This is a genomic window from Amycolatopsis circi (assembly GCF_003385235.1).
Lineage (GTDB): Bacteria > Actinomycetota > Actinomycetes > Mycobacteriales > Pseudonocardiaceae > Amycolatopsis > Amycolatopsis circi.
On the sequence record NZ_PQIA01000034.1, the window covers coordinates 31,544 to 58,475 of the forward strand.

General features: G+C 68.3%; 28 protein-coding genes. 13 read left to right on the forward strand and 15 right to left on the reverse strand.

Annotated elements, in window-relative coordinates; translation table 11 throughout:
* Positions 1 to 204: 204 nt before the first annotated feature.
* A complete protein-coding gene (locus tag D0D37_RS17320) occupies positions 205 to 1,023 on the reverse strand; it encodes a hypothetical protein (RefSeq protein ID WP_116201581.1) in 819 nt (272 codons plus the stop codon).
* A 142-nt stretch (positions 1,024 to 1,165) separates the two neighbouring features.
* On the opposite strand from D0D37_RS17320, the gene D0D37_RS17325 reads away from it, so the two are divergent.
* Positions 1,166 to 2,041 (forward strand): TIGR03619 family F420-dependent LLM class oxidoreductase, encoded by an 876-nt coding sequence (locus D0D37_RS17325; RefSeq protein ID WP_116201582.1) that lies wholly within the window; start codon positions 1,166 to 1,168, stop codon positions 2,039 to 2,041.
* Between the two features lies 1 nt (position 2,042).
* Positions 2,043 to 2,483: a nuclear transport factor 2 family protein gene (locus tag D0D37_RS17330; protein ID WP_116201583.1), complete on the forward strand. Its 441-nt coding sequence runs from the start codon at positions 2,043 to 2,045 to the stop codon at positions 2,481 to 2,483.
* A 2-nt stretch (positions 2,484 to 2,485) separates the two neighbouring features.
* Here the strand turns inward: D0D37_RS17330 and D0D37_RS17335 are convergent, their stop codons facing one another.
* Complete coding sequence (locus D0D37_RS17335) at positions 2,486 to 3,346, reverse strand: alpha/beta fold hydrolase (RefSeq protein ID WP_116201584.1); 861 nt, start codon at positions 3,344 to 3,346, stop codon at positions 2,486 to 2,488.
* A 58-nt stretch (positions 3,347 to 3,404) separates the two neighbouring features.
* Positions 3,405 to 3,872, reverse strand: coding sequence for a MarR family winged helix-turn-helix transcriptional regulator (locus tag D0D37_RS17340; protein ID WP_116201585.1), 468 nt, complete (start codon positions 3,870 to 3,872; stop codon positions 3,405 to 3,407).
* 73 nt (positions 3,873 to 3,945) lie between these two features.
* Between D0D37_RS17340 and D0D37_RS17345 the strand changes: the two genes are divergently transcribed.
* Positions 3,946 to 4,953, forward strand: coding sequence for a substrate-binding domain-containing protein (locus D0D37_RS17345; RefSeq protein ID WP_208720005.1), 1,008 nt, complete (start codon positions 3,946 to 3,948; stop codon positions 4,951 to 4,953).
* Here the strand turns inward: D0D37_RS17345 and D0D37_RS17350 are convergent, their stop codons facing one another.
* Positions 4,954 to 5,538, reverse strand: coding sequence for a TetR/AcrR family transcriptional regulator (locus D0D37_RS17350; RefSeq protein ID WP_162834285.1), 585 nt, complete (start codon positions 5,536 to 5,538; stop codon positions 4,954 to 4,956). It lies immediately after the preceding gene.
* 59 nt (positions 5,539 to 5,597) lie between these two features.
* On the opposite strand from D0D37_RS17350, the gene D0D37_RS17355 reads away from it, so the two are divergent.
* Positions 5,598 to 6,548, forward strand: a complete 951-nt coding sequence (locus D0D37_RS17355) for an alpha/beta fold hydrolase (RefSeq protein ID WP_116201587.1) — start codon at positions 5,598 to 5,600, stop codon at positions 6,546 to 6,548.
* Here D0D37_RS17355 and D0D37_RS17360 read toward each other — a convergent pair.
* From D0D37_RS17360 to D0D37_RS17370, 3 genes are read right to left on the reverse strand one after another with little or no spacing between them, the layout of a single operon-like run.
* Complete coding sequence (locus D0D37_RS17360; protein ID WP_116201588.1) at positions 6,537 to 7,412, reverse strand: phosphotransferase family protein; 876 nt, start codon at positions 7,410 to 7,412, stop codon at positions 6,537 to 6,539. The two genes, D0D37_RS17355 and D0D37_RS17360, sit on opposite strands and share 12 nt — an antisense overlap.
* Positions 7,413 to 7,457: 45 nt before the next feature.
* Positions 7,458 to 8,120, reverse strand: coding sequence for an MSMEG_1061 family FMN-dependent PPOX-type flavoprotein (locus tag D0D37_RS17365; protein WP_116201589.1), 663 nt, complete (start codon positions 8,118 to 8,120; stop codon positions 7,458 to 7,460).
* A gap of 11 nt (positions 8,121 to 8,131) precedes the next feature.
* Entirely contained in the window at positions 8,132 to 9,091 is a 960-nt protein-coding gene (locus D0D37_RS17370; protein WP_116201590.1) for a PDR/VanB family oxidoreductase, read from the reverse strand.
* Between the two features lie 68 nt (positions 9,092 to 9,159).
* On the opposite strand from D0D37_RS17370, the gene D0D37_RS17375 reads away from it, so the two are divergent.
* Complete coding sequence (locus D0D37_RS17375; protein WP_116201591.1) at positions 9,160 to 9,807, forward strand: TetR/AcrR family transcriptional regulator C-terminal domain-containing protein; 648 nt, start codon at positions 9,160 to 9,162, stop codon at positions 9,805 to 9,807.
* A 15-nt stretch (positions 9,808 to 9,822) separates the two neighbouring features.
* Here the strand turns inward: D0D37_RS17375 and D0D37_RS17380 are convergent, their stop codons facing one another.
* Positions 9,823 to 10,386, reverse strand: a complete 564-nt coding sequence (locus tag D0D37_RS17380) for a TetR/AcrR family transcriptional regulator (protein ID WP_116201592.1) — start codon at positions 10,384 to 10,386, stop codon at positions 9,823 to 9,825.
* 95 nt (positions 10,387 to 10,481) lie between these two features.
* Between D0D37_RS17380 and D0D37_RS17385 the strand changes: the two genes are divergently transcribed.
* Positions 10,482 to 11,384: an NmrA/HSCARG family protein gene (locus D0D37_RS17385; RefSeq protein ID WP_116201593.1), complete on the forward strand. Its 903-nt coding sequence runs from the start codon at positions 10,482 to 10,484 to the stop codon at positions 11,382 to 11,384.
* Positions 11,385 to 11,584: 200 nt separating this feature from the next.
* Positions 11,585 to 14,266 (forward strand): alpha/beta hydrolase, encoded by a 2,682-nt coding sequence (locus D0D37_RS17395; protein ID WP_208720006.1) that lies wholly within the window; start codon positions 11,585 to 11,587, stop codon positions 14,264 to 14,266.
* 14 nt (positions 14,267 to 14,280) lie between these two features.
* Here the strand turns inward: D0D37_RS17395 and D0D37_RS17400 are convergent, their stop codons facing one another.
* The 7 genes from D0D37_RS17400 to D0D37_RS17425 all read right to left on the reverse strand — a co-directional run bounded on the left by D0D37_RS17400 (position 14,281) and on the right by D0D37_RS17425 (position 20,259).
* Positions 14,281 to 14,745, reverse strand: coding sequence for a GNAT family N-acetyltransferase (locus tag D0D37_RS17400; protein WP_116201594.1), 465 nt, complete (start codon positions 14,743 to 14,745; stop codon positions 14,281 to 14,283).
* Between the two features lie 39 nt (positions 14,746 to 14,784).
* On the reverse strand, positions 14,785 to 14,946 hold the full coding sequence (locus D0D37_RS46655; protein WP_162834282.1) for a hypothetical protein: 162 nt from the start codon (positions 14,944 to 14,946) through the stop codon (positions 14,785 to 14,787).
* 24 nt (positions 14,947 to 14,970) lie between these two features.
* A complete protein-coding gene (locus D0D37_RS17405; RefSeq protein WP_116201595.1) occupies positions 14,971 to 16,068 on the reverse strand; it encodes a glycosyltransferase family 2 protein in 1,098 nt (365 codons plus the stop codon).
* A gap of 181 nt (positions 16,069 to 16,249) precedes the next feature.
* A complete protein-coding gene (locus D0D37_RS17410) occupies positions 16,250 to 17,518 on the reverse strand; it encodes a cation:proton antiporter (RefSeq protein ID WP_116201596.1) in 1,269 nt (422 codons plus the stop codon).
* Positions 17,519 to 17,826: 308 nt separating this feature from the next.
* Entirely contained in the window at positions 17,827 to 18,402 is a 576-nt protein-coding gene (locus D0D37_RS17415; RefSeq protein ID WP_116201597.1) for a dihydrofolate reductase family protein, read from the reverse strand.
* Between the two features lie 68 nt (positions 18,403 to 18,470).
* A complete protein-coding gene (locus D0D37_RS17420) occupies positions 18,471 to 19,325 on the reverse strand; it encodes an RNA polymerase subunit sigma-70 (protein ID WP_244223552.1) in 855 nt (284 codons plus the stop codon).
* A gap of 55 nt (positions 19,326 to 19,380) precedes the next feature.
* Positions 19,381 to 20,259, reverse strand: coding sequence for a LysR family transcriptional regulator (locus D0D37_RS17425; protein ID WP_116201599.1), 879 nt, complete (start codon positions 20,257 to 20,259; stop codon positions 19,381 to 19,383).
* Positions 20,260 to 20,371: 112 nt separating this feature from the next.
* Here D0D37_RS17425 and D0D37_RS17430 point away from each other — a divergent pair, with 112 nt between their 5' ends.
* The 6 genes from D0D37_RS17430 to D0D37_RS17455 are packed head-to-tail and all read left to right on the forward strand — an operon-like array spanning position 20,372 to position 26,900.
* The gene (locus D0D37_RS17430; protein ID WP_116201600.1) at positions 20,372 to 21,832 is read left to right on the forward strand and encodes an aldehyde dehydrogenase family protein; all 1,461 of its coding nucleotides are present in this window, start codon (positions 20,372 to 20,374) and stop codon (positions 21,830 to 21,832) included.
* A complete protein-coding gene (locus D0D37_RS17435; RefSeq protein ID WP_116201601.1) occupies positions 21,829 to 23,481 on the forward strand; it encodes a hypothetical protein in 1,653 nt (550 codons plus the stop codon). Before D0D37_RS17430 ends, D0D37_RS17435 begins: the two co-directional genes overlap by 4 nt.
* The gene (locus D0D37_RS17440; RefSeq protein WP_116201602.1) at positions 23,482 to 24,471 is read left to right on the forward strand and encodes a membrane dipeptidase; all 990 of its coding nucleotides are present in this window, start codon (positions 23,482 to 23,484) and stop codon (positions 24,469 to 24,471) included. It abuts the gene before it with no gap.
* Complete coding sequence (locus D0D37_RS17445) at positions 24,468 to 25,160, forward strand: hypothetical protein (RefSeq protein WP_116201603.1); 693 nt, start codon at positions 24,468 to 24,470, stop codon at positions 25,158 to 25,160. Before D0D37_RS17440 ends, D0D37_RS17445 begins: the two co-directional genes overlap by 4 nt.
* Positions 25,157 to 25,561, forward strand: a complete 405-nt coding sequence (locus D0D37_RS17450; RefSeq protein WP_116201604.1) for a RidA family protein — start codon at positions 25,157 to 25,159, stop codon at positions 25,559 to 25,561. The genes D0D37_RS17445 and D0D37_RS17450 overlap by 4 nt, the downstream gene beginning before the upstream one ends.
* Positions 25,551 to 26,900 carry an MFS transporter gene (locus D0D37_RS17455; protein ID WP_116201605.1) on the forward strand — a complete coding sequence of 450 codons (1,350 nt, stop codon included), beginning with the start codon at positions 25,551 to 25,553 and terminating at the stop codon, positions 26,898 to 26,900. Before D0D37_RS17450 ends, D0D37_RS17455 begins: the two co-directional genes overlap by 11 nt.
* Positions 26,901 to 26,932 lie beyond the last annotated feature (32 nt).

Here is a 26,932-nt window from a genome sequence, read left to right on the forward strand (position 1 = left end):
CCAGTGCTGTTTAGGCAAGGCTGTTCCTCTGGCCGATGAGCTCCGCACGCGATGCCATGTGTCCGTGAGGGGAACCCTGACGGAATCAGAGTCCCTCAGGGTTCCCCTCACGGACATCTGCGGAAGCGGAGGCGCGCGGAGACGGCCGTGAATACGACGAAGGCCCCGCGGCAAATCTGCCGCGGGGCCTTCGCGAGTCATCGGTCAGAAGTCGAAGCCTCCGCCGTCGAATCCGCCGCCATCGAAGCCGCCTCCGTCGAAACCTCCGCCGAAGTCCTGGCTTCCGTCGAATCCGCCGCCGTCAAAGCCCCCGCCGTCGAAGCCGCCGTCCATCCCGCCGCCGTCCATGCCGCCGGCGTCCAGGGCGTCCGCTTGGCCCGCGTCGTAGCCGGATTCCCAGGCCGAGGCGCTGGCGATGCCACCCATGCCGGAGAACATGGCGCTGAACAGGAACATCGAGCCGAGACCCCACGCGCCGGCCACGAGCGCGGGCTTCCACCACGGCTCGCTGTACCAGCCCTGCGGCACCGGGCGGCCCGCGACGCGGCCCCCGGGGTAGTAGTACGGCGTTTCCTGGCCGGGGTCGGGCGAGGCGGCGTAGCGCTGGCCTTCGACGTCCACCTCGCGGTGTTCGGTGACCTTGCCCGCCCGTTCGCGTTCGGCCTCGGCCGGCAGCGCCGGGCCGGGGTCCATGCCCATCGCGGTGCGCGCGGCACGCACGTAGTACAGGCCTTCGATGGCGGTTTCCTTCACCAGCCGCGCCTGCTCGACCGTCTTGGCCTGCTCCAGCTGCGAACCGGCGGCGTTGTAGCGCTCGCTCGCGTCGGCCATCGCCTGCTGGGAGGCGGTGTCGGTGCCGGTGATGTTGAGGACCTGGCCGCCGAGGCGCTCGACGAGGCGGCGCGCGTCGGCCTTCGCGTCGTCGAGCTGGCTCTGTCTGGTCGCGGCCTGCTTCCTCGACAGGTACAGCCCGCCTCCGACGATGACGACGACCAGCACGATCAGGAGGATCGCGGTGCCCATGGGTCACTCCGTGTCTCGATCTGACGCGACGGCCGGGCAGCCGTCTCTGAAACGGACAACGCGGACCGTGCGCGGAGAGTTCCCGGCGGCGCCTCCGTTCGGGCGGTGGCCGACAAAACTAGAACACGTTATAGTCCGCGGCATGAGGTTCTCCCTGTCGATCGCGATGAGCCCGCTCGACCAGCTGGGCGGGCTGGCCCGCGCCGCCGAGGAGGCCGGGTTCTCCTCGATCGTGCTGCCCGATTCGCTCTTCTACTCCGAGAAAGTGTCCGCCGACTATCCCTACACCCCCGACGGCAGCCGGTTCTGGGACGAGAACACGCCCTGGGCCGACCCGCTGGTCGCGACCGCCTCGATGGGCGCGGCGACCGAGCGGATCCGGTTCTACACCTCGGTGCTGAAACTCGGCTCGCGCAATCCGGTGCTGCTCGCCCGCCAGGTCAACTCGGTCGCCGCGCTGACCGGCGGCCGGTTCGGCCTCGGGCTGGGGATCGGCTGGTCGCCCGAGGAATTCGAATGGTGCGGCGCCCCGTACGCGCGCCGCGGCAAACGGTTCGACGAGGCGATCGAGGTGCTGCGGCTGATCCTCAGCGGCGACATGGTCGAGTTCCACGGCGAATTCTTCGACTTCGACAAGCTCAAGATGAGCCCGGCGCCGCCGTCGCGCGTGCCGTTCTACATCGGCGGGCACACCGACGTCGCGCTGCGCCGGGCCGCGCGCGTCGCGGACGGCTGGTCGTCCGCGATGATGACGCTCGACCAGCTGCGCGAGACCATCGGCAAGCTCAAGGGCCTGCTCGCCGAGCGCGGGCGAGCCGACGACCCGTTCGAATTCCAGGCGGTGTGCGTCGACCGGTTCGGGCTCGACGGGTTCCGCGAACAGGCCGAGGCGGGCGTCACCGACGCGATCACCATGCCGTGGGTGTTCGAGGGGCACGGCTTCGACGCGGACCTGGGCCCGAAGGTCGACGCGATCCGCAAGTTCGGCGACGAGATCATCGCGAAAATCGAGGAGTGACATGGGAGTCGAGGTCTGCTGGGACCCCGCGGCCGAGCAGCCGCCCGCGCGGGAGGCGGCGTTCAAGTCGATGACGGCGGCGACCGCCGGGGACAAGGACGGCTGGCTCGCGCTGTTCGCCCCGGACGCGGTCGTCGAGGACCCGGTCGGCCCGTCGATGTTCGACGAGGAGGGCAAGGGCCACCACGGGCGCGACGGTCTTTCCGCCTTCTGGGACAAGACGATCGGGAACGTCGAGAAGTTCGAGTTCGTGATCCGCGATTCGCACGCGGCGGGTTCGGAGGTCGCGAACGTCGGCACCATCACGACGTTCTTGCCCGGCGGCTACCGCGTCGACACCGACGGGGTGTTCGTCTACGGGGTCGACGAGGACGGGCTGGTCGTTTCGATGCGCGCGTTCTGGGAGACCGAGCGGGCGATGGCGACCGCGCGGCAGGTCTGACGTCAGCTCGGGTTCGCTTCGACGAACTCGAGAACGCGCGCGGTGACGAGATCGGGCTGCTGAAGCGTCAACGCGTGCGTGGTTCCCGGCACGATTTCCGTGCTGATCCGGGGATTCAGCTTCGCGACGCGTGCGGCGACCTCGGATGCGCGGTGGATATGGCTGCGTTCGCCGAGGACCAGCCGGACGGGGACTTCGATCGCACGGAGTTCGTCGTCGGTGAAGACGTGCTGCGGCGGCAGTTCGGCCTTGTACTTGAAGCTGGCGAACAGCAGGGGCCGCAACGTGTGCCGCACGGCCGGGTCACCGGCGACGATCCGGCGCTGGAGCGCGGCGGGCAGCAGCCAGGGGAAGATCTCCTTGCCACTCCAAAGGATGAACTTCGGGATGCTGATCGCCGCGAACCCGGCCGGTTCCAGCCCGATGACGCCCGCGATCTGACCGGAGGAACGAATCGCGAGGTTCAGCGCCAGGAAACCGCCGCGCGAAACCCCGGCCAGGTAGACCTTTTCCGGGCTGAGGGCGGCGAGTACTTCGGAGAGCCATTCGGCGAGGTCGTCGTCGGTGCTCGCGGCGAGCGTCTCGACTGAGCGGCCGGGTTCGCCGATCGAATCGATGGCGTAGACCGGGTGGCGGGCGGCCAGTTCGGCGAGGTGCGGGTACCACGACAACGACGAGCCCATGATGCCGTGCAGCAGGACGATCGGCGCACCCTCTTCGGGACCGCTGCGCCGGACGCGGGTGGGGCCGAACTTCGTCGCGATGTCCAGCTCCTCCGAGGGGACCGGCCACTTTCGCAGGACTTTCGCGTAGGCGGCGAAGTAGCGCTCTTGGGCTTTGGAGTCGGTGAAAGTTCCCGGCATGTCGTCCCTCCCCGAGACAGGCAACCGTGCACTTACACCGTAGCAGCGGGCAACGCACTCAGGCGTTGTCCAGGCGAAGCAAGGTGTTCAGCAGACTTCCGCCGGGCAGCCCCTCGTCGCCGAAGATCCGGTGCTGCACCTCGATCAGGAGCGGCAGCGCGGCGCGCAGGGCGGCTCCGCCGGCGTCGGTCACCTCGACGCGTTTGGCGCGGACGTCCTCGGTGCTGCGCGCGCGAGCGATGAATCCCTTGCGTTCCAGCGTTTTCAGGATCTGCGACACCTGCATCGGGTGGATGTCCCCGGAGGCAGCCAGGCCGGATTGGGTCACCGGGCCGCCGGTGCGGTTCAGCCAGGCGGCGAGCGCGAGCGTCTGGAACTGCAGGTGCGTCAGGTCGAGCGGGGCGAGCGCCTGGTCGACCTCGCGGACGTAGCGGTGCACGACGCGCCACATGACGAACCCCACCGCGTTCTCGGGGGCGCCGAGCGAGGCGGTGGCGAAGAGTTCGGCGAGCGCGTCCTTGTCCATCGGGAGGCATCGTAGCGGTTGCCCGCAGATAGTAAACGCGTTTAGTATAAGACGGGACGGAAAGGGGCACCTGATGGCTGACCTGCGGCTGGACCTCGGCCTGTACCGCTACGACAACACCCGCCCGCTGTTCGACGGCCGGGTCCGCTTCGACGGCGTGGACGCGACCCTGCACACCGCCGACATCGTCTCGGACCTGTTCGAACGGATGGTGCGAGGGCGCGAGTTCGCCGTCGCCGAGCTGGGACTCACCTTCTACCTGCGCACCTTGGACCTGCCGAACCCGCCGTTCGTCGCGCTGCCGGTGTTCCCCAACCGGCAGTTCCGGCATTCGGCGATCTACGTCAACGCTCGCAGCGGCATCCGGACGCCGCAGGACTTGGCGGGCAAGACGATCGGCGAGTTCGCGACCTACGGGCACGACGCGGGGGTGGTGGCGAAAGGCATTCTCTCCGACGAGTACGGCGTGCGGCCGGAACAGAGCCGGTGGGTGATCGGCGGGTTCGACTGGCCGATGGAATGGTTCGATTTCGTCCCGCGGCTGCATCCGGCGGAAGTCGACGTACGGCAGGCTCCGGCGGGGAAAGCGCTCGGGCCGATGTTGGAGAGCGGCGAGATCGACGCGTTTATTTCCGCGGACCCGCCACGTGCGATTCGGGAGGATTCACCGGACGTTGCGCCGTTGTTTCCGGACTACGTGCGGGTGGAGCGCGAATATTACCGGCGTACCGGGATTCGGCCGATCATGCACACGGTGGTGGTGCGGCGGGATCTGCTGGCGGAGCAGCCGGGGCTGGCGGAGAAGCTGTATCGGGGATTTGTCGACGCGAAGGAAGTCGCGATGGCGGATTACCGGCGCGGCCGCATCTTCAACCACATGGGCGACGCGGGGATGATCCCGTGGTTCAGCGCGTTGTACGACGAGAACCGTCGGCTGTTCGGGGATGATTGGTGGCCTTACGGCATCGAGAAGAACCGGCTTTCGGTCGAGACGTTCTTGCGGTGGCACTTCGAGCAGGGACTGTCGAAGCGGTTGATGAAGATCGAGGAGATCTTCGTGCCGGAATTACTGGGTACTTAGTCAATTCCGGGCCTGCAGCGCCTGTGAAAGTGCGCTCAGGCTGATGTCGACTACCGAGCGGAGCTGTTTCTGCGTCGACCCGGCTCTGCTCATAACGGCCAGCGACTGGTTGACTGCCGCGAGGTGCACGGCGAAGTCGTCGGCGTCGGCCAGTTTCGCCGCGTGCAAGGCGGTCCGCAGCCGCGCCTGCTGAAACCCCAGCGCTTCGGTTGCGCGCGCGGCGATGGTTGGGCTCAGCACCGGTATCGCCATCGCGGTCTGGGCGACCAGGCATCCGTCCGGCACGTCGGGGTCGGCGATGCGGTTCAGGGTGACGTCGAAGAACTCCCGTATCGCTCGCAGCGGTTCTTCGGCCGCGCGGGACAGGGCCTGGTCGTACCTGGTCCCGTAGCGCGTGGCGTAGCGATCCAGACAGCGCAGGTAGAGCGCGTCCTTGTCGCCGAGCGAGGAGTAGATGGAACTGCGGTTCAACCCGGTCGCCTTGGACAGGTCGTCGAGCGAGGTGTCCGCGTACCCGGCCCGCCAGAACCGGACCATCGCCGCGTCGAGCACGACGTCCATCTCGAACTGCTTTTTTCCGGCCATCACGCAGGCAGTCTAGCTCATCTTGAACCGAACAGTTCAAGATGAGCTAGGGTTGAACCATGACAGCCGCCGCGAGCCCCGCCTGCGACCAGAACCCGATCTCCGCATTGCCGCTGCCCGACCTGGCCGGATTCACGCACCGCTGGGTCGACGCGGACGGCATCCGGCTCCATGCCGTGGAAGGCGGCCGGCGGACCGGTCCGGCTGTCGTCCTGCTCGCCGGATTCCCGCAGACCTGGTGGGCTTGGCGCAAAGCGATGCCGGGCCTCGCCGAGCGATTCCGCGTGCTCGCGATCGACCTGCCCGGACAAGGCCACTCCGACCGCCCGCACGACAGCTACGACACGCACACCGTCGCGTCGCGCGTCCAGGCTGCGGTGACTGCGCTCGACGTGCCGAAGTATTGGCTCGTCGCCCACGACATCGGGGCATGGGTCGCGTTCTCGCTAGCCCTGAACTACGAGGAGCGCCTGCACGGTCTCGCCCTGCTGGACGCCGGCATCCCCGGAATCACCCTCCCGGACGCCATTCCCACGGATCCCGACCGGGCCTGGAAGACCTGGCACTTCGCGTTCCACCTCGTGCCTGATCTTCCCGAGACCTTGCTCGCCGGTCGCGAGCGCGACTATGTCGACTGGTTCTTGAAGGTCAAAGCACTGTCCCCGAACGCTTTCGACAGTGCCGAGGTCGATCATTACGCCGCCGCCATCGCAGCCGAGGGCGGTCTCCGGGCGTCTCTCGCTTACTACCGCGACGCCGCGGAATCGGCGCGCAAGAATCATGCCGCGCTTGAACGGCGGCAGTTGACCGTCCCGGTGCTGGGAGTCTCCAGCTCCCACGGCTCGATCCCCGACATGGCCGGTTCCCTCAGCCCTTGGGCGGACAACGCGACCGGTGTCGTCATCCCCGATGCCGGACACTTCATTCCGGATGAGCAGCCCGGCGCGGTGGTGGACGCGTTGACCGCGTTCATCGGTCGCGAACCGGCGGCTGGCACCTTAGGGCGCTAGTTCCTCGCGCAGGCCTGCCAAAGCGATGCGGTCGTCCTCGGTTCCGGTGTGTGGCGCGGAAAACCAGTCGGAGTATTCGCGCAGTTCGGAGAGCTGCCAGTCGAGGGCGAACAGTTCGACCATCTCCGGATCGACACCGGCGGCCCCGGGCAGATCGGCGTAGTCGCGTTCGCGCGGGGCGATAGCGAGGGTTTCCCAGTCGACCAAGCGCAGGCCGTCCGGAGTGGTGACTTGGTTGTCGCTGTGCGGTTCACCGTGGGTGGGCACCCAGGAGTCGCGCCGGGAGGCAGCGAGGGCGGCCAGTTTCAGGTAGCGGTCGTTCCAGCGTTTGATCGCGTCGCTGCGGGCGGCCAGGGCGGTGCGGGCTGCTTCGGCGAGTGGGCCGGACGTCCAGGGTTCGGCGGTGCGGGCGCGCAGTTCGTCGGCGAATCCTGGACCGACCTGCGGCGACCAGTAGCGCAACCCGGTGGGTGGCGGGGTGCGGTGCAGGGCGTCGAGCGCGGCAAGTATTGCCGGTTTGTCGACCTCGGCTTCCGCAGGGCTGCGGCCGTCCAGCATCGGGGTGACGCTGAGCGCGCCGACGCCGATGTCGACGGTGAACTGGCCGGATCGCGTGGGCACCGGCGCGCAGACGAACTCGAGCCCGGCGGCGGCCAGTGCGGCGGCACTCGCGTAAGTGCTTTCCAGCGAGGCCGCGGTGTGCCGGGGTTCGAGCTGGTCCAACGTGACGAACAGGGCGTCGGCGCGCCAGTGGTGCGCGCCGAAACCCCAAGGGAGGTAAGCGATCTCGGAGACGGGTTGCCAATGTTCGGCGAGCGCGCGGGTGATGGCGGCGTCGGTGAGGAAAGACGGTCGAGATCGCACAAATCGGATACTAGGCAGGGCTTCGTGGTGGGAGCAACGCGGTTTCTAGAACAGTTCGTTCCGGTACTTGTCGTCGATCACGTCGTACAGGGCACCGCTCACAAGGTCGCCCAGGCTGTTGTTCATCTTTTGCGCTTGCTCGGCGATGGAGAGCGTGTAGAAATCGCCGCCGAGGGTTGCCGCTTCGGCCAGCCCGCGGGTGTCGGTCTCCCACAGTTTCGCGCGGATGACGGCTTTTCCGCACTGGCCGAACACTTCGCGCACCCGGACGATCGTCGCGAGCACGGCGGGTTTGCTGTCCGCGCTGAGCATGCTGAGCAGTTCCGGGTCATCGGTGACGAAGGCGTCGCCGTTGACCCGCATCACCTCGCGCAGGCCGGGCACGAAGAAGACCAGCCCGATCGACGGGTTGGCGGTGAGGTTCTCAAAGGTGTCGGCGAGTTTGTTGCCCGGCCGGTCGGGGATGGCGAGCGTCCACGGGTCGAGGATCCGCACCGAACCGGGCGGGTCGCCTTTCGGGGCGACGTCCATCAGGCCGTCCGCGCCGAAGGTGGCTACGCAGAAGAACGGGCTGTGCGCGATGAATCGCATGGCGAATTCGCCGAGCTGCGGTTCCTTTTTCTCGGCGATGAACTGGTCCGGGAAACCGATGATCTCCCGGATGCGCGCCATGGTGATCGGTGGGTAGGCGTCTGCTGCGGTGGTCATGATTTCTCCCGTCACAGGTCGAGGACCAGCCGTGGGGTGCGGGCGCGGGACACGCAGACGAACATCCGGTCGCCTGCTGCCTGTTCGATCGAGGAGAGGATGCCGTCGCGGTGGTCGGGGACGCCGTCGAGCACCTTCGTTTCGCACGATCCGCAGATACCGGACCGGCATGAGGTCGGCGGTCGGATGCCCGCCTTTTCTAGTGCGCTGACAATGCTTTCGTCGGCGGCGACCGACACGGTTTTCTTCGAGGCCGCGCATTCCACTTCGAACGGCTTGTTTTCCGCCGGGGCTGCCTGTGGGGCTTTGAAGCGTTCCAGTCGCAGTGCTTCGTCCGGCCAGTTCGCTGCTGCGGTGTCCAAATCGGACAGCAAGGAAGCCGGGCCGCACGCATAGACCTTCGCGCCCGCCTCGACGGGCTTTTCCATCTCGGCCAACGGAATCCGCCCGGCGGTGTCGGACGGGTGGCAGCGCACGCGTTCGCCGTAGCCGCGGAGTTCGTCGAGGAACGGCATCGATGCGCTAGTGCGGCCGCCGAAGTACAGCTGCCAGTCGGAGCCCTGGGCTTCCGCCGTGCGGACCATCGGCAGGATCGGCGTGATGCCGATGCCGCCCGCCACGAAGAGGTACGACTTGGCGGGGCGGAAGCCGAAATTGTTCCGCGGTCCTTTGATCGAGAGGCGCTGACCCGGCCGGAGAAATGCGTGCACGTACTCCGAACCGCCGCGGCTCGCGCGTTCCCGGCGGACGCCGATCCGGTAGTAGGAGCGCTCGCCGAGCGGGCCGCAGAGCGAGTACTGGCGTTCGAGGCCGTTCGGCAGCACCAGGTCGAGGTGCGCGCCAGGTTCCCAGCTTGGCAGCGGTTTCCCGGTCGCGGCTGCCAGGTCCAGCGAGACGACGCCGTCGGCTTCCCAGCGCAGCTGCCGGACGACGACGTCCAGCTGATCGGTGGTGCCGGCCTTCGCGGTCATCGGCTTCCCTCCCTTTTGTTAACGTTGTTACTTGCCGCGCCGCCGAGCGTATTGGTAACATCGTTAACATGTCAACCGACACGAAACGGGCGGGAATCGCCGCGACGCGCGCCGAGCGGGCGGTGGCCGAGGCGCTGGACCTGGTCGACGCGGGCGGGCTGGAGGCGCTCACCATGCGTCAGCTGGCCGACCGGATGGGGCTGCACCTGCCCGCGATCTACCGCCTGTTCGACGGCAAGGACGCGCTGATCGACGAAATGGCCGAGGCGATCTTGGCCGGCGCGGTCTCGGACCTGCCCGCCGAGGACGGCGACTGGGAGGGCCGGGTGCGGCGCCTGGCCGGCGGATTGCGCACGGCGCTGCTCGCGCATCGGGACGGGGCGCGGATCGTCGGCGGGAACTACGCGGCCAAGCGCAGCAATCTGACCTATGTGGACACTCTGCTGGGGTGTTTGCTGGCTTCCGGGTTGCCGCGGAAGCAGGCGATCTGGGCGGCGAGCGCGGTGTTTTGCTACGTGCTCGGGGAAGCGCTCGAGGAGCAGGGCGCCACCGGGGACGAGGTCGAGGTGCTGATGGGGGTTCTGGGGGCGCGGAAGTACGCGCACCTGGAGGCGGGGCCGATGGAGTCGATGCTCGCTTTCGAGGAGCGGTTCGAGTTCGGGCTGGAGCTGCTGCTTGCCGGGGTGCGGAGTGTCGTGAGTGTTCATCACGGTTAGAACCGTGATGAACACTCACGAGGCGTCGGGGCTGATTCCCGCCACTGCGATCCGGAACAGGCGGCTGGCCTCAGCGGCCGGGTCCGGGTGGCGTTCCGTGGTCAGCGTGATGCCGACGATCAACGCGATCAGGTCAGCGACCGTCACCTCCTGCGACACTGCGCCGTCGCGGGCGGCGTGTGCCAAGAGCGGTTCGGCGGACTCTTCCAGGGTCATCGAGCAGGAGTTTCCGTGCGCCGGATCAGGCGTGTCGTACGCCAGAGCAGCCGCGAGGCCGCGGGCGGTCACGCAGTAGCTGACCACGTCGTCCAGCCATTCCAGGAGCGCGCGGCGGCTGTCGGATTCCCCCGCCAGCTCTTGGGCGCGAGCGGCCAGGATGGCGATCCGTTCCTGCGAGACCGCTTCCAGCAGTGCGTGCCGGGTGGGGAAGTGCCGCCGCACGGTCGCGGAGCCGACTCCGGCGGTGCGCGCGATCTGTTCCAGCGACGCGTTCGCCCCGCGTGCGGCGACCTCTTCCTCGGCCACCTCCAGGATCCGCGCGTAGTTGCGCCGTGCGTCTGCGCGTTGCTGGCCGGGCATGGCGTGACCTCCGGGTTTGCTAAGTGGCGGGCCCCGCCGTATCGTAGCGGACACGAAACGGCGGGCCCCGCCACTTAGCGTTCTTAGGGAGAATCATGGCCGAGGAAGCACCGGTACTGGTCGTCGGCGCGACGGGACGGCAGGGCGGCGCGACCGCTCGCGAGTTGCTGGCGGCGGGGGTGCCGGTCCGGGCGCTGGTCCGGGATCCGGAGTCAGAGCGGGCGAAGGCGGTCGAGGCGTCGGGTGCCGAACTCGCCGTCGGGGATTTGCACGATCGGGACGGGCTGGCACCGGCGATGAAGGGCGTGCGTGCGGTGTTCAGCGTGCAGATGCCGGACATGAGCGGGGCGGAGCCGGACTTCGCAGGCGAGGTGACTCAGGGGGTCAATCTTATTGAGGCAGCGGAGAAAGCTGGCGTTCCGCAGTTTGTGCACACCTCGGTGAGCGGAGCGGGGTCGCCGGAATTGGCCGAGGAGCGCTGGGCGTTCCTGGCCCCGGCGATGGAGACGAAGGCGGCGATCCAGGATCGGCTCCGTGCGGCGGGATTCCCGCGTTGGACGTTGCTCAAGCCGGGGTTCTTCATGGAGAACTTCCTGCCGTCCATGCAGTATGTGTTTCCGCGCGGGATCGAGGGCGGATTGGTGACGCTCCTGCGTCCGGAGACTCGCCTGTCGCTGGTGGCGGTGCGGGACATCGGCCGGGCGGCTGCCGCGGCCATCGCCGAGCCGGAGCGCTTCGACCGGGTCGAACTGGAGCTGGCGAGCGACTATCGGGCGATGACGGAGATCGCGCCGATTCTGTCCCGCGTGCTGGGCGTGCCGTTGACGGTGCCGGATATGACTGTCGAGGAGGCGCTCGCCGCCGGGATGCCGCCGATGGGGTTCTCGCACACGATGTTGAACGCGCTCGGACAGCCTGCGCGGCCCGAGTTCGCGCGGGAACTCGGGATTCCGCTGACCGCCTTCGAGGAATGGGCGGAGACGACGATGCGCGCCTGAACGCACGGTGCGGCACGGCCGGTTCATGGATTTCCGGCCGCGCCGTGCAATGACTCCTCAGCAGATTGGCGACGCGTTCGGTGAGAGCGGCATGGCCGGTCCGCGCACCGGGTCGTTGCCGGAGAACCGCGTCTGAACGGCCTGGCACGACGGGTGCTCCTCCCGGTAGAAAGGAAAGATCATCGGGGAGGGAGCACCCAGTGAAGGTCCTTCTGCGCAAATTTGTCCCCATCGCGGCGGCCGCTGTCCTGGCGGTCACGTTGGCACAGCCCGCAGCAGCGAGTTCGGCCGCCGGTCCGGCAGCGTCGCCGGAGTGGCGCGTCGCCGACGGCCAGCTGCTCTGGACCGCGCCGAAGCCGTTGTTCGGCGACGGTGCGGTGGAGTTCTGGTCCGGCGGCAAGCTGCTCGGCCGCGCTCAGCCGCGGGCGGATCTGCGGACGTTCTCGCTGCCGGCCGGCGGGATCCGCGATCCGCGCGGGCTGGAGGTGCGCGTCGGAGGCCGTTCGCTGACCGAAGCGCCCAAGGTGACGGCGAAGCAACCTGCCCCGGCACCGCTGCCCGAGTTGCCCGCCAATGCGGTGGATCCCGGTAAACCCGGGCAGTTCTCGACGGTCAAGGGCGAGTACTCGCTCGACCCGGTGCGGCTGCCCGGGCTGGACGGCCCGATCGAGATGCAGGGCGTGGTCGTCGCGCCGAAACACGCGCCGGGGAACCGGCCGCTGGTGGTGTTCCTGCACGGCAGGCACCAGCCCTGCTACAACCCGGCCGATCCGGACGACTACTCGACAGCTTGGCCGTGCAAGGCCGGGATGCTGCCCATTCCCAGCTACCGCGGCTACCTGCAGACCCAGGAATTGCTGGCGTCGCAGGGTTTCGTGACGGTGTCCATCTCGGCCGACGCGATCAACGCGCTCGACCACGCGGCGGAGGACGGCGGCGCGCAAGCCCGGTCGTCGCTGGTCCGGCTGCACCTGGCGCATTGGGCGGACTGGTCGGGCAGCGCTCGTCCGACGGCTCCGCAGATTGTCCGGGATTCGCCGACGGCTGATCTGTCGAATGTGTTGCTGGTCGGGCATTCCCGCGGCGGCGAGGGCGTCAACCGCGCCGCGATGGACAGTCTCTATCCGCCGCCGGGCGACACCGGGTTCTCCGGGCCGGTCCGGTGGAAGATCCGCGGCGACGTGCTCATCGCGCCGACCGTGTTCGGGCTCAACCCGACGCCGGACGTCCCGTCGGTCACCTTCCTGCCCTCCTGTGACGGCGACGTCTCGGATCTTCAAGGGCAGCAATACATCGACGCGGCGCGCGGCGTCAGCCGGGACACGGCCTTGCACAGCGCGCTGTATGTCTCGGGCGCGAATCACAACTACTTCAATGCCGAATGGACTCCGGGCGTCGCGGTGGCCCCGGCGCAGGACGATTTCTATTCTCCGGACCCGGACCCGAATTGCTCGCCGGGCGTGCCCGCGCGGTTGACGGACGTGCAGCAGCGAGCGGTCGGCGCGACCTATGTAGCCGCGGCGGCGCAACTGTTCCAGAAGCACGATCTGCGGGTGCTGCCGCTGCTGGACGGGTCCGGCGTGCGCGCGCCGTCCGCCGATCCGGCGCACGTGTTGACGCATGCTCTCGGCGGCGCGCGGACCCCGGTGCTGATCCCCGATTCGTCGACGAAGGTCGCTGGCAGCGGGGACGTCTGCCAGCAGGTCGGCCCGGACAAGCGGTGCCTGGCGGGTCCTGGCACGCCCAAGTCGCCGCATTTCGTCGGACTTGACGTCGCGCCCGACCCGACGAGGACCGCCGTGCACGTGCGCTCGGCTGGGACTCCGGCGACGATCCAGTTGCCCCGCCCGGTTTCCTCGAGCGGCGCGCGGGCATTGGCCATGCGGATCATCGCGCCGGAGAACGCCCCAGCCGCATCATTCGACGTCGCGGTCACCGATTCGCGGGGCACGCGCACGAAACTCGGCGCGGTGACCGTGGCCGGGCTGGCCGGGACTGAACGGACGAAGTCGTTCTGGGGTCAGGAAGTCCGCGTCCCGCTACCGCCGCATCTGGAGATGGCCAGCCTGGAACTGACGCCGCAGAAGGCGGGCGGCGAGGCATGGCTGCTGGACGCATACGCGTGGCGGCCCGGCCTGCCTGACCCGAACCCGGCCCCGCTGACGCGCGTCGACCTCGGCTCGATGACGGTCAAGGAAGGCGATTCCGGCTTGAAGACGTACCAGATCCCGGTCACGGTGACGGGGGACGGCGGCGGTTCGGTCCGGGTCTTCCGGTCCGATTCGATCTCGCCGATGTCGGAGAAGTGGACGTATCAAGCGGTCACGCTCGCGCCGGGACAGCACACGCTCGACCTGCCCGCGACGGTCGTCGGGAACACCCGGTGGAGCTGGCCGTACCGGATGCTGGCCGCGGTGAAGGCGACTCAAGGCACGGTGATCGGAGGACCGGAGGGCTCGCTGAACGTCGAGAACGACGACCCGGCCCCGAAATTGAGCGTCGGCCAGTCCGACGTTTCCGTGGTCGAGGGCGGCGCGCTGAAGTGGCCGATCGGACTGTCCACAGTGGCCGATTCGCAGATCAGCGTGCTCGGGGAGGTGAAGGCGCCGAAGACCGGGCCGGAACTGATGACGTCGGACGTCGACCCGAAGTGGCTGATCGAACACGGCGTCGATCCGGAGAAGACGCAGCCGTTGTCGGAGACCGGGTTGACGGTGGTGGTGCAGATTCCGGCGGGGGAGACGAGCGGCGACCTGACGATCCCGACCCTGCGGCACGCCGGGGCCGAACCGGCCAAGCACGTTCTGGTGCACGTGACCGGTGAGCCGAAGGAATCCGGGCCGGACGTGGACGTCACGGGGACGGTGACTGACGCGGGCTGAGGTTGACGAGCCGGTCAATCCTCCTGGTCCGGGCTTCGGACCAGGAGGATTTTCCGTCCGGTTTCGCCATGTCGGCCGGTTTCCCGGAATCCGTGCCGCAGGTAGAACGCGTGCGCCCGGGTGTTGACCGCGAGGACTTCGAGCACTATCGGCTGGCCACGTTCTGCCGCGACGTCGATCAGCCACCGGAGCAGCCGTCCGCCGATTCCTCGGCCCTGGTAGCGGGGGTCGAGTTCGATCCGGCCGAGGCAGATCTCCGTCGGCCGGTACTCGATCACGAGCAACCCCGCGTCCGCTCCGTCGACCGTGATCACTTGCCACTGGCCGGGAGCGAAGGCGCGGTCGTGGTATCGGCGCTGGATTTCGTCGTCCCAGCCCCAGATCGCGGCGACATACTCGCCTAGCGCGGCCCGGTGCACCTGGAAACAGAAGTCGCTGTCCGCGGCCACCGCGGGGCGCAGATCGATCTCGCTCGCCATGCGCGTCTCCGACGTTCGGGAGCGCTCAGGATAGCGCGGTCACAGCTCGTTCTTGCGCATCCTCGGCAGGATCCGCATCAACGCAGTTCCCGCTGCCAGCAAAGCAAACCCCGCCAGCAGCAGCCACATCGCATTCACTCCGGTGAACGCGAGCCCGCCGGTCACTCCAGCAGCCGAGGCCGCGCCGATTTTCTGGTACATGATTTTCCTCTTCCGTCGCGATGTTCACCAGTTCTTGCGGGTCCGCAGCAGCGCGTCCGCATACGCCTTGAGGTGGCAGGCCTGCAGGAAATAATCAAGCACCAGCTCGTACATCGACGCGGCGAGCAACATCCACCGCCAGCCGCGGTATCGGACGGTCACCACTCGTTCCACCACGAAGATCGACGAGATGCCCAGCCACCACGGGTTCAGGTGCAGGCCGCCGCGGGCGAGGGCCACGGCTAGGGCGGTCAGGTAAATCCCGCTCACCAGCACGCCAGTGATGGTCAGCAGTTGCCTGCCCCAATACCGCCAGGTGACGCGGGTGAGTCCATATTGGACGCAGTTCTCCACCGCACCGCGCTTCCATCGCAAGCGTTGTGTCCACAGTGCACTCCAGCTCGTCATGACCTCGGTTTCCAGCGTGCAGTCGCTGGGCGAGATCACCCGGTGTCCGAGGTGCAGCAGGGCGAAAGTGAGTTCGTTGTCCTCGGTGAGCACGGTCGTGTCGTAGATCCCGCCGTTGCCGTCGCCTGCGGGCAGGCTTCCGGTGAGCCGGGCGGCGGCGACTTCGAACAGGGTGCTTACCCGGAACATCGCGGCGGTTCCGGTCAGTACCAGGCATTTTCCGTGCAGGCGATGCACGTCGCGGGCATAGCGGGCGTATTCGTTGCGCTGCAGGTGTCCGACGAACCCGCCGCCTGGACCGCCGCGGAAGACTCCGCCTACGCCGCCGTAGCCGTGGTCGAGATGGCGCAGCGCGGTGCTCACGAACTGCGGGTCCAAAGTGGAATCCGCGTCTTGGACGAGGATCACGTCGTCCTCGTCCAGTCGCGGCAGGAGCCAGGCGAGCAGCTGGTTCAGCGCACCGGCCTTCTTGCGCGTGTTGTTTGTGGACGGTCGGACTCGGGCTCCGGCGGACGAAGCGGCTTCGGCGGTGTGGTCGGTGCAGTTGTCGGTGACGACGAAGACCTCGTCGACGGTCCGGTCCTGTCCGCGGAGCGCCGCGACCGTGTGCGCGATCTGCGCCTCTTCGTCGTGCGCGGGGATTACGGCGACGACGCGCACGCTGCCGGAACGGTGCCGTCCGGCTCGGGGTTCGGCGAGCGTGGGTGCAGACATGAGCGGGGGTCCTCTGCGCGGAACGGCGACGTGATGCGTCGCGCTTGACCCTTATTCTGTCGGCGGTCACAGAACGCTACGGGAAGCGCGCATAGACCACCCGCGCGGGGGAGATTTTCCTGCAAAACCTGTGGAATACCTGGGAATTACGGAACCAAGCACCAGTTACGGTGCGTGCATACTACTCGGGCTGTCGGTGCGCCTGCGGAGTCATCAACCGAGTGATGAGCGGCGTCGACCCCAGTCCGTGCAGTGCCACGCTGCCGAGGACGCACACCACGGTCAGCGTCAGCACGAGGTCGCTTTCCTCGCCGGTCAGGCCGTTGATCGCCAGCAGGCCGAACACGATCGACGTCGTGCCGCGCGGGCCGAGGGCGCCGACGAGGAACCGGTCCCGGTACGGCATCCGGGTGCGCGTCAGCGACAGCATCACCGGGACGATCCGCAGGACGGTCAGCGCGAGCAGGCAGAACACGACCGGCTGCCACGGCACGCCGAAGGACACCATGACGACCGCGGCCCCGCCGACGACGAACCACATCGTCATCGTCAGGATTCCGGTGACCTCTTCGAGCAGTTGCAGATCTTCGGACGGCCGGGCGAAGTGTTCCCTGGCGGCGCTGTCGGAGGTGCGGAGGTGCCGCGCGGCGAAGGCACGGTAGACGTAGCGGAAGGCGATCCCGCAGACGAAACAGGCGACGAATCCGTTGCCGTCGATGGCGACGGTGGCGGCGTAGGTCAGCAGGGGAGTCGTGAGGATGGCGATGCGCCGTCCCTGCCCGGAAGTCCAGCCGGAGCGGACCGCGAGAAACAGCAGCAAACCGATCACCGTGCCGATGACGGCTCCGGCGGCGACTGCCTTGAGCGCGAACGGCAACGCGGTCGCGAGCGCTTTTCCGGCGGTGTTCGCGGTATTGTCGCTGCGCGCGAGAATGAGCGCGAACAGGAACAGCGGCGAGACCAATCCGTCGTTGTAACCGCTTTCCACGTTCAGCACACTGCGCACTTGCGGCGTCAGAGTTTTGTCGCGAACCACGCGTTCGGCAGCGGCGAAATCGCTCGGGATGACGATGCACGCGACGATCAGCAGCAGCGGCCACGACAGATCCGGGAAGAACGCCCAGCCGACCAGCATGGCCAGCCCGAGGCTCAGCGGCAGCGCCAGGAACAGGACCCGCGCGACGAGGCTGGGCGCGTGTCCCCACAGCCGTCCGCCGCGGACCTCGGTGGCGTCGACGAAAAGCAGCATCGCGAGAATGAGTTCGGCCACGTGCTGCGCGATTTCGGTGTCGAAGAGGTCGAGCAGTTTCCCGGGATTTGCGAACAACGCGGTCGCGACTCCGCAGAGCACCATCAGCACGGGCGCGGCGATGTTCCACCGGTCGAGCTGTTTGGCCGCGAGCGCGCGCATCAGGACCGCGGCGGAGAGGACCAGCAGTGCGGGAATCATCGTTCGTCGGCTCCACGGCTTTTTGGGTACGCCCAGCCGTCTTCGGCCGCTGACGCTCCACAGTGTACCGGCGGAGGCGCGCCTTTCCCGGCCCGCCTGCGTCCGTGAGGGGAACCCTGAGGGACTCTGAGTCCCTCAGGGTTCCCCTCACGGACCTCCCGCGCAGGGCGATCGCCGGCCGCACCGCGGGTGCTCAGTTCGGCGGTCTCGTACGTGTCGTCGAGCAGATGCCGCGCGTGCGAGCGAGCGGTGGTTTTGCCGACGCTGGACGCGCCCGAAACGAGCAGCATGGCCAGCGACGTTACGGCTTACCGCCCGGAGCCCTCCATTGAACTTTCGCGTACATACCGCGAAAGCGTCGCCGCGCCGATGCGTTCGGCCGATACGGACTCCAGATGTGCGGTCCCGGTGCCGTCCGGGAAAAGGCGGGTGCCGGTGCCCAGAATGGTGGGGAAGGTCAGCAGCCGGTACTCGTCGACCAGGTCCGCTGCCATCAGCGTGTGCACGACGCGCAGGCTGCCGATGACGACGACGTCGCGCTCTTCCCGTTTCACCGTGTCGACCAGGTCGCCGTCGAGGACCGACGAGTTCTGCCACGCGCTGGTGTCGGTCAGAGTGCTGGTGGCGACCAGCTTGGCCGCGGCGTTCATCCGCTGCGAGAACGGGTCGTCGCGGTGCGGCCAGATGTTCGAGAACAGCTGCCAGGTGGTGCGGCCGAGCAGCAGGACGCCGTCGTCCAGTGTGCTCCCGAGCCGGAATTTGTCGCCCGCGACGGCTTCCGGGCCGTGCCGGAAAGCCCAGCCGCCGCCGGGAGTGCCGGAGGAGCCGTCCGGGTCGGAGGCGAAGCCGTCGAGGGTGGTGAAGGCGATGACGATGACGCTCATGGCGGAGATCCCTTCAATCGGTGTCGCCAGTACTTACCGGCGACCCCGGCTGAACTCATCGCTCCCGGCTAAAGAATCTTCGACGGCAGGTCGAACGCCTCGAAAACCCGCGGATCGGCGAACACGACGTTGTGCGAGATCCGCCCGCCGGTCACGGTGAAGACCTGCAGGGTGTGCAGCTGTCCGTCGGGGGTGTAGGCGGCGAGCGCGGGCTGCCCGTTGGCGGTGAGCCCGCGGACGCTCCAGCCGACCCCGCGCATCTCGAATACCCGGTGCATGAACCGGCCGTAGTCGTCGCTGCCGCGGAACCAGAGCGGGACCGGCGGCATTTCCAGGATCGCGTCGTCGGTGAGCAGCCGGACGAGCGCCTCGACGTCGGCGGCCTCGAAGGCTCGCGCGTACCGGTCGATCACGGCCTGGGTCTCGGCGTCGTCAGGTTCGGCTATCTCGTCCAGTTCGCCCGCGTCGGCGAGCGCGGCCCGGGCTCGTTGCAGCGCGCTGTTGACCGCCGGAACGGTCGTCTCCAGCTGCGTCGCGACCTCGGCCGCGCTGAACTCGAGCACCGACCGGAGCACGACGACCGCCCGCTGCCGGGCTGGCAGAACCTGCGTCGCGGCGACCCACGCCAGCCGCAGTCCGGCGCGGGTGTCGGCATCGCAGAGTGCGTCGGGAAACGGCTGCAGCCACGGGATGTCGGTCGCCGGTGGCAGCGGCGCGCCCGGATCGTCGCTGGCGGCACCGAGACCGGAGGGCAGCGGACGTCGGGCCCGGCCTTCCAGCGCGGTCAGGCAGACGTTCGTCGCGATCCGGTACAGCCACGTCCGGAGCGAAGCGCGCGCCGAGTCGTACCGGTCGCGGGCCTTCCACGCGCGCAGCAGTGTTTCCTGCACCAGGTCCTCGGCCTCGTGGAACGAGCCGACCATCCGGTAGCAGTAAGCGGTCAGTTCGCCGCGGTGCGGTTCGAAGTCCACCGGGTCATCATCCGGCACGCGCGACGCTGAGGAAACGGTCGACCACCGGATTGTTCTCGTGATCGGTGCGCGAGATCGCCGAGACGGTCGAGAATGCGCCGGCGTCGGCGAGTGCGAGATAGCGCAGACCGGGCAACTGCAAGGCGCGCAAGGCGTTCGGCACGATCGCGATGCCGGTGTCGGCGGCGACCAGGCCGAGCATGGTGGGGAACTGGACGGCCTCCTGGACCACCCGCATCCGGAATCCGGCGCGCAGGCACAGCGTCTCGATGTGGTCATGCAGCCGCGAGACGCGCGTGCGCGGGAAGGCGAGGAAGGGCTCGTCGGCCAGCTGCGCCATCTCGACGGTTTCGTTGTTCGCCAACGGATGTGTCTCGGACACGGCCACGATCAGCCGTTCCCGGCCCAGCTGGTGCACGGTCAGCCCGGCGGCTTTGCCGACCTCGCGCGCGATGCCGACGTCGAGCTGGCCGTCGCCGAGAGCGGCGATTTGCGCGTCAGTGGTGGACTCAGTCAGTTCGAAACGGACATTCGGCCATTGCCGACGCATTTCCAGCACCGTGGCGGGCACGATTTCCAACGCGGCCGAGCTGACGAACCCGATCCGCAACAGTCCGAGTTCGCCTCGTGCGGCGTGTGCAACGGCGGTGAGGGCGTGCTGGCTGTCGGCGAGTACGCGACGGCCCTCGGCCAGCAGCACCCGGCCCGGTTCGGTCAGCTCGACGCTGCGGGTGGTCCGCAGGAGCAGCCGCACGGACAGCTCTTTCTCCAGCTTCGCGATCTGCTGGCTGAGCGCGGGCTGGGCGAGGTGCAGCCGTTCGGCCGCGCGGCGGAAGCTGCGTTCCTCGGCGACCGCGACGAAGTAGCGAAGCTGGCGGAGTTCCACGCCGGTGATAATGGTTCCTTATCAGTGAGTAGGCAATAGATACTTCACTCTGTGTTCCGCGCGACTTAGCGTCAGGGGAGACAAGCACCGTCGCGAACGTCGAGGAGCACCCGTGGATCACGCATTGTCGTTGCAGCACTTCGTAGCGGGACGGTGGGTTCCCGGCGACGGACCGGTCGCGCAGAGTGTCGACCCGGCGGATCCCGCGCGCATCGTGGCCGAGTACCGCACGGCCGGTCCGCAGCTGCTCGACGAGGCGGTGCGCGCGGCCGTCGCGGCGCAGCCCGAGTGGGACCGCCAGGGCACCATCGCGCGCGGTCTCGTGCTGCGGCGGGCCGCGGAACTGCTCGCCCAGCGCGCCGAATCGGTGGCCGCGTTGATGACCCGCGAGCAGGGCAAGACGCTGGCGGAGTCGCGGGGCGAGGTGGCCGCTTCGGTCGAGACGCTGCACTATCACGCAGGCCGGGCCCGCAGTGCCGACGGCGTGCTCTACCCGTCCGGCAACCCGGACGAGGTCGTGCGGACCGTGCGCCGTCCGCTCGGTGTCGTCGGCGTGATCACGCCGTGGAACTTCCCGGTGCAGATCCCGGCGTGGAAGCTGGCGCCCGCGCTGCTGTGGGGCAACGCCGTGGTGTGGAAGCCGGCCAGCGACACCGTCGCGCTGGCAGTGGCGTTCGCCGAGATTCTCGTCGAGGCCGGGGTACCCGACGGCGTGCTTAACCTGCTGCTCGCGCCCGGTTCGCTCGGCGCGGAGCTGGTGGAACGACCGGAGCTGTCCGGCGTGACCTTCACCGGGTCGGTTCCGGTCGGCCGGGCGATCCAGGCCGCGGTCGTGCCGCGCGGGGCGAAGGTGCAGCTTGAACTCGGCGGGCACAGCGCGGCGATCGTCCTGCCGGACGCCGACCCGGCTCAGGCGGCAGCGGCGCTGGTCACCGCGTCGATGAGCGGCACCGGGCAGAAGTGCACGGCCGCTCGCCGGATCATCGCGGTCGGGGACGCCTATGACCGGTTGGTCGCTGAGCTGTCCGCGCGGGTCAAGGGTCTTGTCGTCGGGCCGGGGACGACACCGGGAGTCGAGATCGGACCGTTGGTGTCCGCGCGTGCGGCGGAAGAGGTCGAGGGCGCGATCCAGCAAGCGGTGGACGAGGGCGCGACTGTGCTGGCCCGCGCGGACTGCCCGCAGGGTGGTGCGTTCGTCGCGCCGACGCTGCTGGCCGGGACGCCGGAACTGACGATCAGCCAGGAGGAGGTCTTCGGCCCGGTCGCCACCGTGCTGCGCGCCGCCGACCTGGACGAGGCGATCCGGCTCGCGAACGGCACCCGGTTCGGGCTCACCGCGGCGGTGTTCACCGACGACGAGCGCGCGGTGCGGCAGTGCCTGCGCGATCTGGACGCGGGCATCGTGAAGGTCAACGCGCCGAACACCGGGTCCGAGGTGCACGCTCCGTTCGGCGGGCTCAAGGACTCGTCGTTCCCCGCGCCCCGCGAGCAGAACGGCGAATCCGCCGCGGAGTTCTTCACCTGGACCAAAACCGCGTACCTGCGGACGTCCGCGCCCCGGGACCGATCGTGACCCGGCCGGCGGACACGGCGCTCGCCCCGGCGGAACTGGGTGCCGCCCGCTACACCCGGCACAGCTTCGCACGGTCGTTCCTCCGCCAGGCGGCTCGCGAGCGCTGGACGGTCTCCACCGTTCGCTGGGAGTTCGACGAGAACGGTCACGGCGAAGCGGTCTACCGGATTGACGCCGACGGCACGCTGCTGCACTTCACGGTGTTTTCCACTGTGCTGCAGGAAAACGAGCGCACTGACCGCGTGATCGCGAAGCGGTGGGATGTCACGGCTGCTTTGGTGGAAGGTCCAGTTCCGGACGAGCGGATGGCAGAGCTGCGTCGTGAAGTACCACGGCAGGAGGCTGGCCGGGCTGACGCCGCGACACTGGTGTGGACCCGCGCCAACCGGAGCGAGCGGTTCTTCGACTACGTGGCAGCTCAGCTGTCTGCTGGTGAGCAGCCAGATTGCGCCACGATGGGCGACGCGTGCTACATCCTGCGCAGCACCGCTTTCTACAGCAACGGAAAGTTCGGTCTCGCCGACTTCGATCGGGTTGCCGAAGTCCCGCCGCTGCAGGTGCCGTACCGCGCGCAGATGCTGGCCGCGTGGCTGCTGCGCGAGTTCAGCTATGACCTGGTCGAGCACTGCGCGGTGCGGCGAAATCCCTCTGCGGCAAAGCTTTCCGGGGAATGGCGACGGTACCTCGGCCTGGGCAACGCGACCGGACTCGGCATGGTCCCGTTCGTGGTGAACCATCCGCACATCCTCGACGCCTGGTGCTCGGCACGGGAACTCCCGCTGGCTCGGGCTCTTGACGCGGAAGCCGATACTGGTTCCGTACGGCGGGCGAGCGAACTGCTCGACCGCGCCCGCCGGTACTTCCGCGAACGCGACACCCTGACGACCGCGCCCTACCTGACCGGCCCTGAGCTGGCCGAACGGCTCGACGGAATCGCCTCTCTGCTCAACGAATTCCCGACCGGCGGCTTCCTCTGGCGGGACCTCGACGACCGGGCAGCGGAGTTCGGTGCCGAAGCACAGGCAGTGCTGCACACCGTCCTGGTCGAACTGGACGATTCGCTCGACTCCGAGATCGAGCACCTGCTGACCTGCGACCAACGTCGGCGAGTCGAGATCGCCCAGAGCTGCGGACAACTCCGCGACCTCGTGGCCGACCGGTACACCTGGACCCGCGAATTCGATTTCACCGACCCGAACGAACAGGCGCGGTTCTGGTTCTCCGCGGAGGACAACGAAGAACCGCGGCGCGGCAAACGCGGTCAGGATCCCGGCGAATCGATGGAGCACCCGATCGACATCGCCCGCGCCGTGCACCCCCTCCGGCACGACCTGGCGGCAGCCGACGCCGACCGTTCGGTGGCGGAGTTCCTGCTGGAATTCCCCTGGCACCGCGGCATTGTCGCGCGCGTGCAGTCCGTCGCCGGGCTGCGCTACGGCGAGGTCCGGGCGAACCTGCTCGCCGACGATTTCCTTCCGCTGCACCTGCAGCGGTTCCAGCTGGCCCTCTACGGCATGGAGAACTACAGCCCGCAGTCGACCGACTGGTTGCGCGTCACGCTGTTCTCGGGCGCGCCCCGGGCGAGCGACGTCGAGTCCGGTGTGGACGACGACTGGCTGTTCACCCGCAAGCCCGGAAAGGAGTCCTGAGTGGACCCCCTGGAGCACGGCGACCTCACTGTCGTCGACGGACTGCAGATCAACAACTGGGACCGCAAGGTCCTGGAGGAACTGAAAGCGGGCGGCGTCACCGGCGTCAACGCGACGTGTGCGGTCTGGGAAGGCCCGCAGGAAACGCTGCGCGCGGTCGCGGACTGGTACGAACTCGCGCGGGACAACGCCGATCTGGTCGTCCTCGCCGAGAACGCCGACGACATCCGGAAGGCGAAGCGCGACGGTCGGCTCGCGGTGCTGCTCGGCTTCCAGAACACCTCGCCGTTCGGGGACGACTACCGGATGGTCGAGGTGTTCCACCGGCTCGGCGTCCGCATCGCGCAGCTCACCTACAACATCCAGAACCTCGTCGGTGGTGCCTGCTACGACGAGCACGATTCCGGGCTCACCGCGTACGGCCGGTTCATCGTCGCGGAAATGAACCGCGTCGGAATGCTGGTCGACCTGTCGCACGTCGGGAACCGCACCAGCCGCGACGCGATCGACGCGTCGGCCGGGCCGGTCGCGATCACGCACGCGAACCCGCTGTCGTTCGCCGATTCGCCGCGCAACAAGCCGGACGACGTCATCGACGCCCTCGCCGCGCGCGGCGGAGTGCTGGGCTGTTGCTTGTACCCCAACGTGATCGGCGGCGAGAAGACGACGCGGCGGCAGTTCTGCGAGATGGTCGCGGGACTGGTCGAGCGGATCGGGCCGGACCACGTCGCGCTCGGCAGCGACTGCACGCGCAACTGGTCGCAGGACTACGTCGCGTGGCTGCGCAACGGCCGGTGGCGGCCCGCGTCCGCGGTGCCGGTGGAACCGCAGTGGCCGGTGTGGCCGAACTGGTTCGGTGGACCGGCCGATTTCCCGGTCCTCACCGAAGGACTGCTGGAAGTGGGCCTTTCGGAGGCCGTGGTGGCGCAGGTGCTGGGCGGCAACTGGCTCCGGCTGTTCGACACGGTGTTCCCCGGAGCCGGGCAATGACCGCGGCGCGGGCCCAGCGTGTTTCGGCCGCCGAAACCGTGCGTACCCGGGTTTCCGTGCGGGAGATCCACGAGGTCGCGCTGCGTGCGTTGCGGGCTTCGGGGCTGAGCAGCGGCGAGTCGGAGTACTTGGCCGAGATCATCGCGTCCGCTGAGGTCCACGAGGGTGTCGGGCTCGACGCCTTGGCTATCGAGACGGCCCGCGTCCCGGCTGGACGGGTCGGCTTGCGACTCGAACATTGCGACGGTTACGCCGTGGCGCACGATCCGGCCGCACGCGGTCCGTTGCAGGCGTTCGTACCGGCGTGCGAAACGGCGGCCGTGGTGGGCACGTTGGCCGTCCCTGGCATGGCGGGAGCACCAGTGCTCGATTGGGCCGCTGTGGACATCGCTGAACGGGCTGGCCGGATACTGTCCCTTTCGGACGGTGGAGAGCGCACGGTTGTCACTCCTGACGGAGATCTGCTGAGGCTTCCCGCTGTAGCCGAGCCACGTCCGCCGGTCGCGGGATTGGTGATCCGTCCGCTGTCGGAGATCCCTGCCAGCGAAGTGATTTCCACTGCGGCAGCACGAAAGAAGCGGTATCGCGAGGCGGTCGCCCATGGCGTATCGGTGAAAACTCCACTGTGGACACTCGCGTACTCGATCGCGCGCGGGTTCCTGATTCCGGACCACCGGGAGGGCCGATGACAGAGTCGCGCGAGCTGGTAGCGCATCCACACGGACCGCGTCCCTACGCCGGTGCCGCCGTGTTCGGCGGAGTGATCTGGGCGTGCGGGCAGGTTCCGGCACGGCGGGACGGCAGCGTCCCGGAAGAAATCGACGAGCAAGTGCGGGTCGCCCTCGACAACCTCGAGGACACCTTGCGGGCCGCGGGAGGGAGCCTGCGCACGCTGCTCAAACTGACGGTGTTCCTCGCCGATCTCGGCGAGTTCGACGTCTACCACCAGGCTTACCTCGACCGTTTCGCCGGCATCGACCTGCCGCCGCGGACCACGGTCCAGGTCGCCGGATTCCGGGGGACGAAACGCATCGAGATCGACGCTGTGGCGGCGGTCGGCAGCGAGGAGACCAACCGACATGAAGACTGACCGCGCACCGGACACAACAGGCCCTGCTGTCCGGGCGACCCTGGATTCGGCCCGGCTCAACGGGTTTCACCGCAAGTTGGCGCTGTACTCGTCCGGCGGGCCGTTCCTGGACGGCTACATCCTCAGCATCATCGGCATCGCGCTGGTGCAGATCGGCCCGCAGTGGCAGATGGACTCGCTGTGGTCCGGCCTGATCGGCGCGTCCGCGCTGGTCGGCGTGTTCATCGGGGGAGCGGTGTTCGGGCCGCTCACCGACCGCATCGGCCGGAAACTGATGTACACGATCGACCTGATCGCGATCATCGTCTGCTCGGTGCTGCAGTTCTTCGTCGCCGACGCCGCGCAGTTGTTCGTGCTGCGGCTGCTGATCGGCGTCGCGGTGGGCGCGGACTACCCCATCGCGACCGCGCTGGTCACCGAATTCGCGCCGAAGGCGTGGCGGGCCCGGCTGGTCGGCGGGCTGAACGCGATGTGGTTCGTCGGCGCGACGGTCGCCGCGTTCGTCGGGTTCTTCCTGCTGAATGTGGACCAGGGCTGGAAGTGGATGCTGCTGTCGTCGGCGGTGCCCGCGCTGCTGATCGTGATCGCCCGCACCAGCATCCCGGAATCGCCGCGCTGGCTGCACAGCAAGGGCCGCGACGCCGAAGCGCTGGAAGTGTTGCGCACGACGATCGGCGAGCACGCGACGCTGGACGATCTGCCGGAAGCCGAGACCAAAACGCCGGTGTCCGCGTTGTGGCGGCGCGGGTATCTCAAGCGAGTCGTGTTCATCTCGATCTTCTGGACGTGCACGGTCGTCCCGTTGTTCGCGATCTACGCGTTCGGTCCGCAGATTCTCGAACTGTTCAACCTCGGCGGCGGCAACCTGTCGCACCTCGGCTACGGCCTGATCAATTTCTTCTTCTTCGTCGGAAACATCGCCGCGCTGCTGCTGGTCGACCGGCTCGGTCGTCGTCCCGTGCTCATCTGGGGCTTCGCGATTTCCGCGGCCGGGCTGTTCTACCTGGGCCTGCAACCGGGTGCCGCGCTGTGGCTGATCGCCCTGGCTTTCGCGGTGTACGCGGTGTTCAACGGCGGTCCGTCCATTTTGGAATGGATCTACCCGAACGAACTGTTCCCGACCGAGGTCCGCGCGTCGGCGGTGGGCCTGTGCACCGGGATCAGCCGGATCGGCGCGGCGGTCGGCACGTTCGCGACGCCGTGGGCGCTGACCAATCTCGGTCTGTCGGCCACGATGTACATCGCCGCCGGTATCGCTGCTCTCGGCGCGATCGTGAGCGCGTTCATGGCTCCGGAGACCAAGAACATCGATCTGCACGTGGCTTCTTCGCTCAGCTGACTGGAAACCGGGCCCGGCGCGGGAATGCGCGC